The following is a 13,518-nucleotide window of genomic DNA, read 5'->3' on the forward strand; positions in this document are numbered from 1 at the left end:
GGGCACGCTCATGGAATCCGCAATTCCTCCGCACCTTCAGACCCCGCGCACGCGTCACAAGCGCGTGCCCGGCGACTACCAGCCGCCATATCCGTCGTTTGTGGCGCGCTACAAGCCTGCAGTCAGCCGCATCGTGATGGCTTATTTCGGTGTCCAGTATCGCGGTGCGGCACCGGCGGCGACGGACGCTTTGATAGAAATTGCGGGGCTCTTCGCTGCGGAGAACGGTCCATCCCATTGGGACCGCGCACATTATGTCGACCAATTCGGCCACGAGAACGTTGTCTCCGTCGCTTATTGGGACGACGTCGCACGCTTCGATGCCTGGTTCGCACCTGCGCGAGAGGCGTGGACCGGAAGTCAGCGAGACGGTATCGGCACCTTCATCGAGGTGCTGCGACCCATTGTGGCGCGGCACGAGACGCTGTTCTCCTCGCCTGACCGGCCCGAAGGTGTCGCCGCAATCGCCGGTGGCATGAGCGGCGAGGTGCAGGAGCACGCCTGTTGGGGCGGCATGCGTGATCGCATTCCGCTGTCCCAAACGGATGCGATGACGCCAGGCGGCGCACCGGAGCTGATCCGCACTGGCGCGCGGCTGCGCGTCGTGGCGCACGACAATCTCTGCCTGATCCGCTCTGGGCAGGACTGGAGCGATACCGAGACGTCCGAGCGCAAGCTCTATCTCGATGACGTCGAGCCGGTGCTGCGCCAGGGCATGGATTTCCTGCGCGACGACGGCCTTGGCATCGGCTGTTACGCCAATCGCTACATGCGGATGCTCGCGGCTGATGGCAGCGTCAGCGAAAAGTCCTATGGCCAGAGCTGGTGGAAGAGTCTCGCTGCGCTCGAACGCTGGGCGGAGTCGCATCCGACCCACGTCAAGATTTTCGGTGCGGCGATGAAATATCTGTCGACGCTCGGGCCGTCGGCCGAGCTGCGGCTCCATCACGAGGTCACGGTGGCCGCCGCCGACGAGCAGTTCTTCGAATATCTGAACTGTCATCCGAAGACGGGCATGCTGGCGGCGGTGGAGACCGTCCGCGCCTGATCGGCTAGGTCATGCAGTGGCGGAGCAGCTCGGGATGCGCGGCGCAGATGTGATGCGCGCCGGCGCCGCGCAGCTCGGCCTCGCTGCCGTAGCCGTAGAGCACGCCGATGGCGGTCATGCCGTTGCCGCGGGCGCCGACCACGTCATGGCTGCGATCGCCGATCATGACCGCGTGCTGCGGATCAACCCTGACTTCGTCGAGCGCGTAGCGGAGCAGGTCGCGCTTGTCGACACGGGTGCCGTCGAGCTCGGAGCCGAACACGCGCTCGAAATAGGGGTTCAGGCCGAAATGATCGACGATGCGCGTGGCGTAGACGGCAGGCTTGCTTGTTGCCACGAACATGCGCTGACGTGTCGCTGCGAGCCTCGACAATGTGTCCGTAATTCCGCTGTAAGCCTCATTCTCGAACAGGCCGATGTCGCTGAAGCGCTCGCGATAGAGCAGGAGCGCGCGGTCAGCGAGTTCATCGGTCCCGGTGAGCTTCTTGAGGCTGGTATGCAGCGGTGGGCCGATGCACCAGGTCAGTTCGTCCTCGCTCGGTGCCGGAACGCCGAGCCGCTCCAATGCGTATTGGATCGAGCGGGTGATCCCGGGCTTCGGGTTGGTCAGCGTGCCGTCGAGATCGAAAAAGATTGTCACCATCAGGGCGCGACCTGCATTGATATTGCTGCTCGTGCTAGAGGGCTGGAGTTCCAAGTCAAGGTCTGAATTGTCCCATAGCGTCAATGCCATGCGAATAGCTAGGATCATCGCTGTCTTGTGCCAGACCCTCGTGCTGTCGCCGGCGCTGGCGGAGGAGGCGCCTGCGCCCGTCGTGTCACCGAATGCGCAGGAACCCGCGAAACCGCCGGAGAAACCGAAAGATGGCCGCGAGAGCGACACGCGGGAGTCGCTCTGCCTGATCATCGAGGCGGCCGCCCGCGATGCCAATCTGCCGCTGGAGTTCTTCGCCCGCGTGATCTGGCAGGAGAGCCGCTTCCAGTCCGACGCCGTGGGACCGGTGACCCGCAACGGCGAACGCGCGCAGGGCATCGCACAGTTCATGCCGGGCACCGCCGGCGAGCGCGGGCTGCTTGATCCTTTCAATCCGGTGCAGGCGCTGCCGAAGTCGGCGGAGTTCTTGAACGAGCTGCGCAACCAGTTCGGCAATCTCGGCCTCGCGGTTGCCGCCTACAACGCCGGCCCGCGGCGGGTGCAGGAATGGCTCGCCGGCACCGGTTCAATGCCGGAGCAGACCCGCAATTACGTTCTCGCCATTACGGGTGCGACGGTGGAGACGTGGGCCAAGGCCGGCGCGACCGGAAACGGCCCGCCGAGCGCGCCGCCGACGAGCTGCCGCGATCTCATGGCGTTGCTCAAGCGCGCTCCTAATCCGTTCGTGGCCGAACTCGAGCAGCATGTCGAGCTTGCCGCCGCAAAGATCTGGGGCGTACAGCTCGCCGCTGGCTTCGACCGCAATAGGGCGCTGGCGATGTATTCCCGCGCGGTCACGCGACTGAGCACCGTGATCGGTGATCGCGATCCGAGCTTGCTGTCTTCCGTGATGCGCAGCCGCGGCACGCGCGCCTTCTATCAAGTGCGCATCGGCGCCGACACGCGCAGCGAGGCGGATGATCTGTGCAACCGCATCCGCAAGGCGGGCGGTGCGTGCTTCGTGCTGAAGAACCGCGGTGTGAGCGGGTAGGACTCGTGATGCCGGCGCGCGACAAAGCCGCGAGCAGCCCCGCGAGCGTGATTCCTTGCTCCCAATCGTCGCATCGCACGTTATGCAGGTCGCCCCCTCAGGGGCGAAGTCTTCCTGCTGGCCGGCAAGCGGGGCTTGGGCTAAAACCGCGGGCGAACAGCAAGGAACAGGACATATGGTTCGCGAACAGGAGCTCCGCGAGGGCGAGGTCGCCATCGAGCTGCCACCGACGCAAGATGCCGGTCTCGTCTTCATCGGGCGCATCCGCACCCCCTGGACGTCGCGGCTGGAGACGCCGCGGCAAGGGCGGCATGATGGCCCGGTCTGCCGGCTTGAGATCTTCGAGCCATTCGTGCCGGCGATCAAGGGCGTCGACTTCTACAGCAATCTCGAAGTGCTGTACTGGCTCGACAAGTCGCGCCGCGACATCATCCTGCAAAGCCCGAAGAACAACGAGAAGACCCGCGGCACGTTTTCGCTGCGCTCGCCGGTGAGGCCCAATCCGATCGGCACCTCGGTCGTCAAGCTGGTCGGCATCGAAGGCAATGCGATCCTGGTGCGCGGGCTCGACTGCCTCGACAACACGCCACTAATCGACATCAAGCCGGACCGCTGCGAGTTCACGCCGTTGGCCGCGCCGCAAGCGGGGGATTTCGAAACGGAGTGAAGTCTCTCCTCCGTCATTCCGGGCGCGCCTCTTGGCGCGAACCCGGAATCCATCAGGCGGCAGTGACGGTGGTGAAATGGATTCCGGGCTCGCGCTGCGCGCCCCGGAATGACAGAAAGACCTACACCGCCTGCAGCGCCGCGATCAGCTTGGCTGCGTGCTCTTCCAGCACCTTGGCATCTTCCTTGCGGCTCGCGGGCGGCAGCATCGCGACGCCGTCGTGGCGCGGCATCACGTGCATGTGCAAGTGAAACACCACCTGTCCGCCGGCGGGCTCGTTGAACTGCTGCACGGTGATGCCGTCGGCCTTGAATGCCTTCATCGCAGCCGCCGCGATCTTGTGCGCGCCGCGGGCGACATGGGCGAAGTCGTCAGGCTTGATGTCGAGGATGTTGCGGGCAGGGGCCTTCGGGATCACCAGCGTGTGGCCTGGCACGCGCGGCATGATGTCGAGGAAGGCGAAAACGTGCTCGTCCTCGTACACCTTGTAGCAGGGCAGCTCGCCGCGCAGGATCTTTGCGAAGATGTTGTTGGTGTCGTAGGCGGTCATTGGCGGGTCCTCGAGATTTTGCGCTTACTGTCACCAGCCACGGCAAACCGTCAAGACGCCTCGTCGGCCCCTTTGCGGAACGGGCCGAGTTCGGCGAGCTCACGTCCGGCTTCCGCAACATAAGCGCGCTCGCGCTTAAGGTAGTCGTCGATGGCGCGCCGCAGGCCCGGGTCGGCAATGAAGTGCGCGGAATAGGTCGTCGTGGGCAGGTAGCCGCGTGCGATCTTGTGCTCGCCCTGCGCGCCGGCCTCGACGTGCCGGAGGCCGCGCTTGATGGCGAAATCAATCGCCTGATAGTAGCAGACCTCGAAATGCAGGAACGGGTGATGCTCGATCGCGCCCCAGTTGCGGCCGAACAGCGTGTCCGAGCCGATGAAGTTGATCGCGCCCGCGATCCAGCGATTGTTGCGGCGGGCCATCACCAGCAGCACGTCCTCGCTCATGGTCTCGCCGATCAGTGAGAAGAACTCGCGCGTCAGATATGGCCGGCCCCATTTGCGCGACCCGGTCTCCATGTAGAATTCGAAAAATGCGTCCCAGGCATCCTCGGTGATGTCCTTGCCCGTCAGCCAGTGGATGGTGATGCCGGCGAGCGCATCGCGTCGCTCGCGCTTGATCGACTTGCGGTGGCGCGAGTTCAGCGTCGCCAGGAAGTCGTCGAAACTCGCAAACCCCTCATTGTGCCAGTGGAACTGCTGATCGGTGCGCTGAAGGAAGCCGTGCCTGGCGAGCAGCTTCCACTCGGTCTCGCGCGCGAAGGTGACGTGCACCGAAGAGGCCTTGCTGACCCCGCACAGCGCCACCAGCCCGCTCGCCAGGGCATCGGTGATCCGCTCGCGGTCGACACCGTCGCGGACCAGCAGGCGCGGCCCCGTTGCCGGGGTGAAGGGAACCGAAACCTGGAGCTTCGGATAGTATCGCCCGCCGGCACGCTCATAGGCATCCGCCCAGCCGCGGTCGAAGACGTATTCGCCCTGCGAGTGCGATTTCAAATAACAGGGCACGATTCCCGCGACGCGGCCGTCGAGCTTGGCCACGAGATGCCGCGGTCCCCAGCCGGTGCGGATCGTCGCCGAACCCGATTTCTCAACGGCGGAGAGAAATGCGTGTGAGACGAACGGGTTATAGGCCGAGCTTAAGAGGCCGGCGGAATCGCCTGGAAAACCGGATGAGGTTCCCTTGCCATGCCCATTACAAGCTTTGCCGGGATTGGCGCAGGCGTCCCAATCCTCCGGTGTCACTTCGCCAATCGAAGGTACGGCTTCGAGCGTGATTTCCGATGATGCCATCATGCCCAAGATCGTGCATTGCAGCAGCGACTTCAAGAGGTCGGGAACGCGCTCACGTGCCCGACGCAGCGCAGCGCTCTTCCAGCGGTGTGCTTGCAGAGCAGGCCCGCGGGTAGGCGCGTCGCGGCAAGAAGGTCCGGCTCTGCGCCGCAGCGCTAATGGCGTCGCGGCTTGTCCGGGACACGAGAGGCGCCGTGCCCTTACGGCACAAAGCCTTCAAAGATCATCTGGTCCGCATACCGCCCGACCCGCGTCCGCTGCTCCGGCGTGCGCACGGTCCAGCCGAGCAGTGCGCAGCCGAACAGGTTGCGAGCAAGCCAGGGGGCGGGGGCGGGGAGATCGTCGACTCTGAACGCGACGAAGTGCGGCTGGGTCTGGAAGCCGTGGCGCAGGTACAGCATGCTGTCGCGCTGCTCCTGCCTGAGCTTGGCCCAGTACTCGTCCTCATAGGTCCGCTGCGCGACGATGCCGCGCGGACGGGAAGGCAGCAGCTCGCGCAGCGCCAGCACCTGGTCAGGATCGAACGACATGCCGACGGCGGGACCGTCATAGGACGCCAGTACCTCGGCCATCCGCTTCACCAGCTTGCGGTCGCCACCAAAATGGCTCTTCACCTCGATCACCAGCGGTACCCGGCCGGCGACCAGGGCGCAGAGGTCGCCGAGCGACATCATCCGCTCCGGCGTGTCCTTGAACTTGACGGCTTTCAGCTCGGCCGCGGTCTTGCCGATCACCTCTCCGGTCGCTTCGGTGAGGCGGCCGAGCGCATGGTCGTGATGCACCATGGCCTCGCCGTCGGCGGAGAGCTGAATATCGACCTCGATCGAAAAATTGCCTGCGACCGCGGCCTGCACCGCGCCCGGCATGTTTTCCACGATGCCACGTGAAATGTCATGCAGGCCGCGATGGGCGACCGGCCGGGCTGTCAGCCAATCCGGAGCGCGCATTCGCGTCAGGCGACCTCGAACACGCCATCGACCTCGACCGCGGCGTCCGCGGGCAGCGAGGCGACCCCGACGGTGGTGCGGGCATGGCGGCCCTTGTCACCGAAGGCCGCGACCATCAGGTCGGAGGCGCCGTTCAGCACCTTGGGCCCGTCCAGGAAGTCAGGGGCCGAGTTGATGAAGCCGCCGAGGCGGACCACGCGCACGACCTTGTCGAGATCGCCGAGGGCCGCCTTAACCTGGGCCAGCAGGTTCACCGCGCAGCCGCGAGCGGCCGCAGCGCCGTCTTCGATCGAGACGCCGGCACCTAGCTTGCCCTTGGCGATCAGCTTGCCGGCCGGGTCGAAGCAGACCTGGCCGGAGACGAACAGCAAATTGCCGGTGCGCACGAACGGCACGTAATTGGCAACGGGGGTGGGGGCCTCGTGCAGCTTGATGCCCTGTTCCGCCAGTTTCTGCTCGACCGTGCCCGCCATGTCTCGACCTCGATGTCCAGGATTCCATTCGTCCCCGGCACGTCTGTGGGAGGCCGGGCGCGCCCTGTTTCGCCCATCGTGCCGCCACATGCAAGCAACCGGAGGGGATGTATTTGTTGAGGCAGGGGGAGGAGGTTCAACGCGGGCGGGGCAACTTTACGTGAAACGGCCTCAGTTGCGACGCAATGGAACGGTCATTAAAATGTCGAATCTGCGCTTCCCCAAGGACGCGTCCTCAAGGAACAGAGATGGTGCACCTTTTCCGGACTTCGCTCGGTGTAATGGCGCTCGCGGCGGCCATTGTCGGTTTTGGCGGTGGCGCCCAGGCCGCCAACGGTCCGTTCCTCGCGCACCAGGCGCTTTATGACCTCAGCCTCGTGAAATCGCGCTCCAATTCGGTCAACAGCGCGCGCGGCCGCATCCTCTACAATTTCACGGGCAACGCTTGCGAGGGCTACACCTCCGAATTCCGCCAGGTCTCCGAGCTCGACAGCGGCGAGGGCAAGGTCACGCTGAGCGACCTCCGCTCCAATTCCTGGGAGGACGCCGCCGGAAAAAGCTACCACTTCAAGATCGAGACGCGCATGAACGAGGCGGATGCCGGCCGCGTCGACGGCTCGGCCGAGCGCGACGGCGACCACATCAACGTCAAGCTGAAGCTGCCGGCGCCGAAGACATTCACCCTCGACGGCAAGATCGTATTCCCGACCGAGCAGATCCAGCGCATCATCGCCGCCGCCAAAGAGGGCAAGTCGCTGCTCGAGCTCTCCGTCTATGACGGCTCCGACGACGGCCAGAAGGTCTACAACACGCTGACCGTGATTGGCCAGCCGATCCCCGCCGACCGTGCCACCTCGTCCGATCCGTCGACCACCGACGAGCATATGAAATCACTGAAGCGCTGGCCCGTCACCGTCAGTTATTTCGACCGCGACGCCCAGCAGAAGGAAGGCGAGCAGACGCCGGTCTACGCGATGGCGTTCGAGCTCTACGAAAACGGCGTCTCGCGCCAGCTCGTGCTCGACTACAACGATTTCGTGATTTCGGGCGCGATGGGCAAGTTCGACGTGAAGGACAGCAAGCCCTGCAATTGAGGGCGTGGTCTCCCCCATGTCATCGCGAGCGCAGCGAAGCAACCAGACTATTTCCACGTTGGCGGTCTGGGTTGCTTCGTCGCAAGAGCTCCTAGGAATGACTGGGCTGGTCCTCGGCGTCCTCTCCGGCTAGGCTCCTCCCAACCATAAACTTCGGGAGGCCAGCACCATGCCCAAGCTCGATCATCTCCGCCCCAGCGGCCTGCATCACAATCCCGCCTATTCCCACGTCGTTACCGCTTCCGGTGCACGCACCATCTACATTTCCGGCCAGGTGTCGGTGGACGAGGAGGGGCGGATCGTCGGCGAAGGCGATATTGCCGCGCAGACGACGCAGGTGATGCAGAATCTCGGACACGCGCTGAAAGCGGCGGGGGCGAGCTACGCCAACATCGTCAAGATCACGACCTTCGTCGTGAACTACAAGCCGGAGCTGCGCCCCATCATCGGCAAGGCCCGCTCCGTCTTCTTCGAAGGCATGGAGCCGCCAGCCTCTACGCTCGTCGGCGTCTCCGCGCTGGCCGCGCCGGAGTGGCTGATCGAGATCGAAGCGGTGGCGGTCGCGGATTGAGGTGACCGGTAGGATGAGTAGAGCGGAGCGAGAGCCATCGCCCTGGTTGTGCGGATAGAGCTTGATGGGTATCGCTTAGCTCTACCTATCCGACTTGCCTTCGGCCATCCCTTGCAAAACAGCGATCGCCTCGTTGGCTCGGTCCGCCGGCACGAAGAGGTGATCGTGATGGAAGGCCGAAACCGCATTCACGCTGATGCCGGCTTCGGCCAGACGCGCCGTGATTGCCGCCAGAGTCGGTGACAGAGGCTGTTGGAGCAATGGTCAACATACCTTTGTATATCTCCTCTATTCCTTCTCATGCGCTGACCTTACGCTGGTAGAATTGAGCGACGGCGGGAGATTCTTACAATTTGAGTCCACTCGGGTCACTGCGAGGAGAGGCTCAAATGAACGTTGTCATTCGAAAGCTCAACGGCCTGTGGCACCTCATCGTCGGGTCTTGCCAGATCCGAACGCCGTTCGTGGAAACTCAGGATCGGCAATTGGTCGTTCAGTATGCCCGGCGCGCCTATCCGGGTGCACGGATATTTGAACGCGACTGAGTTGAGCAGGACTTGATCACTCCTGCGCCTTCTCCGGCCCCTCATACGCAATGCCGCGGATCACCGCAGCGCTGCCGAACTTCTTGCGCAGACTGTCCACCGCGCGCTCGGCGTGCGCGGCACGGCGGTCGAGCATGTCGGTGTCGTCCAAGACCGAGCCGTCACGCAGCGCGCTGACGCCGGCGCCCATCAGGCGGAAGGCGGTGCCGTCGATCTCATTTGCCAGCATCTCGCGGCAGATCGAGAAGATCTTTGCCGCGAGCTGCGTCGGGGCGGCGATCGACTGCGAGCGCGTGCGCTGGCGGAAATCGGCGGTCTTCAGTTTCAACGTGACGGTCGAGCCGGCGAGCTCGCCGCTCTTGAGACGCGACGACGTCTTCTCGCACAGCCGCCACAAGATCTTCTCCAGCGTCACGAAATCGCGGATGTCGGTCTCGAACGTGGTTTCGCTGGAAATCGTCTTGGCGCCGCGATCGGGCTCCACGCGCCGTTCGTCGATGCCGCGCGCGAGCCGCCATAGCCGGCGGCCGTCGCTCGGAAACTGCCGCATCATCTCGATCTCGTCGGCCTTCTGCAGGTCGGCGATGATGCGGAAGCCGCGCTGCGCGAGGCGCTCCTGCGTGGCCGGTCCGACGCCAAAGATGAAGCCGACGGGCTTCTCCGACAGCATCAAGCGCGCTTCGTCCTGATCGAGCGCGGCAAAGCCGCGCGGCTTGTCGAGGTCAGAGGCGATCTTGGCCAAAAACTTGTTGCAGGACAGGCCGACGGAGACGGTGATGCCGATGTCGCGCTCGACGTCACGGGCAAAGCGCGCCAGCACCTTTGCCGGGATCGTGCCGTGAACCCGCTCGGTGCCGGACAGATCAAGGAAGGCCTCGTCGATCGACAGCGGCTCGACCAGCGGGGTCAGCGCCTGCATGGCCTGGCGCACCTCGCGGCCGACCCGGACATATTTCGCCATGTCCGGCCGAATGACGGTCGCATGCGGGCAGGCCTCCAGGGCCTTGAACATCGGCATGGCCGAGCGGACGCCATAGGTGCGGGCGATGTAGCAGGCGGCCGACACCACGCCGCGCTTGCCCCCGCCGATGATGACGGGCTTATCGGCGATATCAGGATTGTCGCGCTTCTCGACCGTCGCATAGAAGGCATCGCAGTCGATATGGGCGATGGTCAGGCTCGACAGCGCGCGATGGCGGACCAGGCGAGGGGACCCGCAAGCGGAACAGCGCCGCACGCCCGTGTCCAGATCGGCCAGACAATCCCGGCAGAAGCAGCGCGGCCCTGCCGGATCGGGTTCGGTCACGGCACGTCGCGCTCCCAGGAGGGGTCGCCGAGCGCGTCGCCCAGCACCTGCCGCGCTGCGGCAACGTTGGTTGGATCTAGTTCCGCGGCCTTCGCGAAGGCCTTCACGGTCTCGTCATCGCGCAGCACGAAATCGAGCACGCTGAGGAGAAAATTGGGGTCCGAGGCAGCATTGCGCAGGGTCTCCGGACCGACCCCTGTCTCAGCCAGGAACAGGCCCAGCCGCTCGGGCTCGCCGGCGACGAAGGACAGCGCCTGAATCGCAACGATTTCAGCGACTTCGCTGGGGTTGTGAACAGGCTTTTTCACGCGGCCGGTTTGCCTTTCCGTTAACTTTCAGTCTCTACTTTGGAATCATCATGCCCGAGTCTTCGCCTCGAGTCTTGCGACCCCCGACAAGCAACTGGAAACCAAATCGCAGAAAGTCGGCCCTCGGGTTTAACGAAACTAGAGCGAATCTGAGGCTAGTTTGAATCCAGTTTTCGAAGCGCCGGGGAGCGGCGCCTGAGGCGTCACATGTATGGGTCTGCGGACCAAACAGGAGGGCGGGATGGCTAAGACCGTCCTGATCGTGGAAGACAACGAGCTTAACATGAAGCTCTTCCGCGACCTGTTGGAGGCACACGGCTACCAGACCACTGGCACCAGCAATGGCTACGAGGCGCTTGACCTCGTTCGCAAGATGCGGCCGGACCTCGTGCTGATGGATATCCAATTGCCGCAGGTCTCGGGACTCGAGGTGACCCGGTGGATCAAGGACGATCCGGAGTTGCGCGCGATTCCCGTCGTTGCGGTCACCGCGTTCGCGATGAAGGGCGACGAAGAGCGTATCCGCGAGGGCGGCTGCGAGGCCTATTTGTCCAAGCCGATCTCGGTCGGCAAGTTCATTGAGACGGTCCGGCGTTTTATCGGATAGGAAGTGAGTTCAAAGTGTCCGCGCGTATCCTGGTTGTCGATGACGTTCCTGCCAACGTGAAGCTCCTCGAAGCGCGTCTGTCCGCCGAATATTTCGACGTGATGACCGCGGCGAATGGCGCCGAGGCATTGGCGATCAGCCGGCGCGCCGAATGCGATATCATCCTGCTCGACGTGATGATGCCCGATATGGACGGTTTCGAGGTTTGCCGCCGTCTGAAGACCGATCCGGCCACCCACCACATTCCTGTCGTGATGGTCACCGCGCTCGACAGCCCCTCCGACCGTAACCGGGGGCTCGAAGCCGGCGCCGATGATTTCCTCACCAAGCCCGTCTCCGACGTCGTGCTGATCGCGCGCGTGCGCTCGCTGACGCGGCTGAAGATGATGACGGACGAGCTGCGCATGCGCGCCATCACCTCGCTCGAGATCGGCATGCAGGCGCCGGAGCGCAGCGCCGTGGCCGACACCGGCAGGGGCGGCCGCATCCTCCTGGTCGACGACCGCGAATCCTCCTACGAGCGGCTGGCGACGATCCTCGCCGCCGAGCACACCATCGACGTCGAGTCGAACCCGACGGAGGCGCTGTTCCACGCAGCGGAGGGCAATTACGACCTCTTGATCGTCTCGCTCGATCTCAACAATTTCGATGGCCTGCGGCTCTGCAGCCAGGCGCGCTCGCTGGAGCGCACGCGCCACGTTCCGATCCTGGCGATCGCCGACCCCGAGAACTCGACGCGGCTGCTCCGCGGCCTCGAGATCGGCGTCAACGACTATCTGCTGCGTCCGATCGACAAGACCGAACTTTTGGCGCGGGCCCGCACCCAGATCCGCCGCCGCCGCTACACCGATCACTTGCGCGACAACGTGCAGAACTCGATCGAGATGGCGATCACCGACGCGCTCACCGGCCTGCACAACCGCCGCTACATGGAGAGCCATCTCGCCACGCTCGCCGAGCAGGCCGCGACCCGTGGCAAGCCGCTGGCGCTGATGATCCTCGACATCGACTATTTCAAGTCGATCAACGACAATTACGGCCACGACGCCGGCGACGACGTGCTGCGCGAATTCGCAGTGCGGGTGCGCAAGTCGATCCGCGGCATCGACCTTGCCTGCCGCTATGGTGGGGAGGAATTCGTCATCGTAATGCCGGAGACCGATCTCCACGTCGCCGGCATGGTCGCCGAGCGCCTGCGCCGCTCGATCGCGGGCGAGCCCTTCGCGATCCACAAGGGCAGCAAGCGCATCGAGGTCACGATCTCGATTGGCCTGACCACGCTGGAGCAGAAGGGCGAGGCGGTCGGCGACGTCCTCAAGCGCGCCGATACCGCGCTCTACCGCGCCAAGCACGACGGCCGCAACCGCGTGGTGTCGCAGGCGGCGTAAAGGCTACTGCGACACAATAATTGCGAAAACAACCCCATGCACAGTAGCCGGCGCTAGTCGGATCAATGGCTTACGCGGGTAGCAAAGCGGCTGACGCCGACAGCAAGTCCGTTTGACACGTCGGGCAAAACAGGCGCATTCTGCTATCATCCCGAACATCCTACAAAGTCCGCTGTCATTCCCCGCCAACGGGTCTTGCCTTCGGCGAGCCCGATGACAGGCTCCAGCGGGCAATCCAGTACGCCCGCGGCTTTTCGGTCCTAGCCTCACTGTCTCTGGAATACGGATCACCCGCTTTCGCGGGTGATGACAGCGAGCGATAGGCGACAGCAGCTAGTCTGGCGCGCGCTTGCTCCCCTTCAATGGTTTCTCCGCATCGCCACCGACATGCACCCCTGCATTCCGCAGCAGCACTTTTGCCGCTTCCTTCGCCGCCCTCGCCATCGCGGGATCGTCGCGCACGAGGTCCTGTGCGATGGAGCCGTCGACCAGCAGCACGAGCTGGGTTGCCAGCGCCTCCGCGTCCGCAACGCCGAGCTCGTTCAGGCGATCGCGAAACCAGACGCGGCGGCTCTCCTTGAAGGCGATCGCGATCTTCTTCACGGCGCGATCCTGTGGCCCGAGCTCGGCCACCGCATTCACGAACGGGCAGCCGCGAAAATCTTTGGCGGCAAACCGCCGCTCCAGCGAATCGAAGGTGGCAAGGATCTGCTCGGCCGGCGGCTTCTCGGACGGGCGCGCCTGCACGAAGCGGCGCTCGAGGTAAGCCGCGATCAGCGCGTCCTTGGAGGGGAAGTGGTTGTAGAGCGTGCGCTTGGAGATGCCGATCTCGGCCGCGATGGTATCGACGCCGATGGCGCGAATGCCTTGCAGGTAGAACAGCTTGTCGGCGGTCTCGAGGATCCGCTCTTTCATCGTCTGTGGGGTGGGCGGGGGAGCCATGCGGTAGCGCGCGTCCTGTTCGCTTGACAGCACCAGCCTTTCATAGCCTAAGTACACAGGTCTGTGTATCAAATCAACGGCAAAGGCAGGCGAGGGCG

16 protein-coding genes and 1 pseudogene are annotated in these 13,518 nt (G+C 64.3%); 8 read left to right on the top strand and 9 right to left on the bottom strand.

Going from position 1 to position 13,518, the window contains the following annotated elements:
• Positions 1-10: 10 nt before the first annotated feature.
• Positions 11-1,048, top strand: a complete 1,038-nt coding sequence (locus tag IVA98_RS17630) for a phenylacetaldoxime dehydratase family protein (protein ID WP_247355274.1) — start codon at positions 11-13, stop codon at positions 1,046-1,048.
• 4 nt (positions 1,049-1,052) lie between these two features.
• On the opposite strand, the gene IVA98_RS17635 is transcribed toward IVA98_RS17630, so the two are convergent.
• Positions 1,053-1,691: an HAD family hydrolase gene (locus IVA98_RS17635; protein WP_247355275.1), complete on the bottom strand. Its 639-nt coding sequence runs from the start codon at positions 1,689-1,691 to the stop codon at positions 1,053-1,055.
• 88 nt (positions 1,692-1,779) lie between these two features.
• On the opposite strand from IVA98_RS17635, the gene IVA98_RS17640 reads away from it, so the two are divergent.
• Positions 1,780-2,733, top strand: a complete 954-nt coding sequence (locus tag IVA98_RS17640; RefSeq protein WP_247355276.1) for a lytic transglycosylase domain-containing protein — start codon at positions 1,780-1,782, stop codon at positions 2,731-2,733.
• 175 nt (positions 2,734-2,908) lie between these two features.
• A complete protein-coding gene (tsaA, locus tag IVA98_RS17645; protein WP_247275771.1) occupies positions 2,909-3,400 on the top strand; it encodes a tRNA (N6-threonylcarbamoyladenosine(37)-N6)-methyltransferase TrmO in 492 nt (163 codons plus the stop codon).
• Positions 3,401-3,521: 121 nt separating this feature from the next.
• Here tsaA and IVA98_RS17650 read toward each other — a convergent pair whose 3' ends face one another.
• From IVA98_RS17650 to IVA98_RS17665, 4 genes are all read right to left on the bottom strand, one after another.
• Complete coding sequence (locus tag IVA98_RS17650) at positions 3,522-3,950, bottom strand: HIT domain-containing protein (protein WP_247355277.1); 429 nt, start codon at positions 3,948-3,950, stop codon at positions 3,522-3,524.
• 50 nt (positions 3,951-4,000) lie between these two features.
• A complete protein-coding gene (locus tag IVA98_RS17655) occupies positions 4,001-5,239 on the bottom strand; it encodes a GNAT family N-acetyltransferase (protein WP_247355288.1) in 1,239 nt (412 codons plus the stop codon).
• 200 nt (positions 5,240-5,439) lie between these two features.
• On the bottom strand, positions 5,440-6,186 hold the full coding sequence (locus IVA98_RS17660; protein WP_247355278.1) for a glycerophosphodiester phosphodiesterase: 747 nt from the start codon (positions 6,184-6,186) through the stop codon (positions 5,440-5,442).
• Between the two features lie 5 nt (positions 6,187-6,191).
• Complete coding sequence (locus IVA98_RS17665; protein WP_018321130.1) at positions 6,192-6,659, bottom strand: RidA family protein; 468 nt, start codon at positions 6,657-6,659, stop codon at positions 6,192-6,194.
• A 248-nt stretch (positions 6,660-6,907) separates the two neighbouring features.
• On the opposite strand from IVA98_RS17665, the gene IVA98_RS17670 reads away from it, so the two are divergent.
• Both IVA98_RS17670 and IVA98_RS17675 read left to right on the top strand, forming a co-directional pair.
• On the top strand, positions 6,908-7,753 hold the full coding sequence (locus tag IVA98_RS17670) for a cell envelope integrity EipB family protein (protein ID WP_247355279.1): 846 nt from the start codon (positions 6,908-6,910) through the stop codon (positions 7,751-7,753).
• Positions 7,754-7,922: 169 nt separating this feature from the next.
• Positions 7,923-8,324, top strand: coding sequence for a RidA family protein (locus tag IVA98_RS17675; RefSeq protein ID WP_128947089.1), 402 nt, complete (start codon positions 7,923-7,925; stop codon positions 8,322-8,324).
• 81 nt (positions 8,325-8,405) lie between these two features.
• Here IVA98_RS17675 and IVA98_RS17680 read toward each other — a convergent pair.
• Positions 8,406-8,558, bottom strand: a pseudogene (locus IVA98_RS17680) (ACT domain-containing protein); the annotation flags it as partial.
• A 155-nt stretch (positions 8,559-8,713) separates the two neighbouring features.
• Here IVA98_RS17680 and IVA98_RS17685 point away from each other — a divergent pair.
• Positions 8,714-8,869 (top strand): hypothetical protein, encoded by a 156-nt coding sequence (locus IVA98_RS17685; protein WP_247275775.1) that lies wholly within the window; start codon positions 8,714-8,716, stop codon positions 8,867-8,869.
• 16 nt (positions 8,870-8,885) lie between these two features.
• Here the strand turns inward: IVA98_RS17685 and IVA98_RS17690 are convergent, their stop codons facing one another.
• Both IVA98_RS17690 and IVA98_RS17695 read right to left on the bottom strand, forming a co-directional pair.
• The gene (locus IVA98_RS17690; RefSeq protein ID WP_247355280.1) at positions 8,886-10,175 is read right to left on the bottom strand and encodes a DNA polymerase IV; all 1,290 of its coding nucleotides are present in this window, start codon (positions 10,173-10,175) and stop codon (positions 8,886-8,888) included.
• The gene (locus tag IVA98_RS17695; protein ID WP_247334242.1) at positions 10,172-10,483 is read right to left on the bottom strand and encodes a DUF3572 domain-containing protein; all 312 of its coding nucleotides are present in this window, start codon (positions 10,481-10,483) and stop codon (positions 10,172-10,174) included. The genes IVA98_RS17690 and IVA98_RS17695 overlap by 4 nt, the downstream gene beginning before the upstream one ends.
• Before the next feature lie 241 nt (positions 10,484-10,724).
• Here IVA98_RS17695 and IVA98_RS17700 point away from each other — a divergent pair, with 241 nt between their 5' ends.
• Both IVA98_RS17700 and IVA98_RS17705 read left to right on the top strand, forming a co-directional pair.
• Positions 10,725-11,090 (top strand): response regulator, encoded by a 366-nt coding sequence (locus tag IVA98_RS17700; protein ID WP_027547216.1) that lies wholly within the window; start codon positions 10,725-10,727, stop codon positions 11,088-11,090.
• 14 nt (positions 11,091-11,104) lie between these two features.
• Complete coding sequence (locus IVA98_RS17705; protein WP_247334243.1) at positions 11,105-12,478, top strand: PleD family two-component system response regulator; 1,374 nt, start codon at positions 11,105-11,107, stop codon at positions 12,476-12,478.
• A 333-nt stretch (positions 12,479-12,811) separates the two neighbouring features.
• Here the strand turns inward: IVA98_RS17705 and IVA98_RS17710 are convergent, their stop codons facing one another.
• Positions 12,812-13,420, bottom strand: a complete 609-nt coding sequence (locus tag IVA98_RS17710) for a TetR/AcrR family transcriptional regulator (protein WP_249816959.1) — start codon at positions 13,418-13,420, stop codon at positions 12,812-12,814.
• Positions 13,421-13,518 lie beyond the last annotated feature (98 nt).

This window comes from Bradyrhizobium sp. 160, assembly GCF_023073735.1.
Lineage (GTDB): Bacteria > Pseudomonadota > Alphaproteobacteria > Rhizobiales > Xanthobacteraceae > Bradyrhizobium.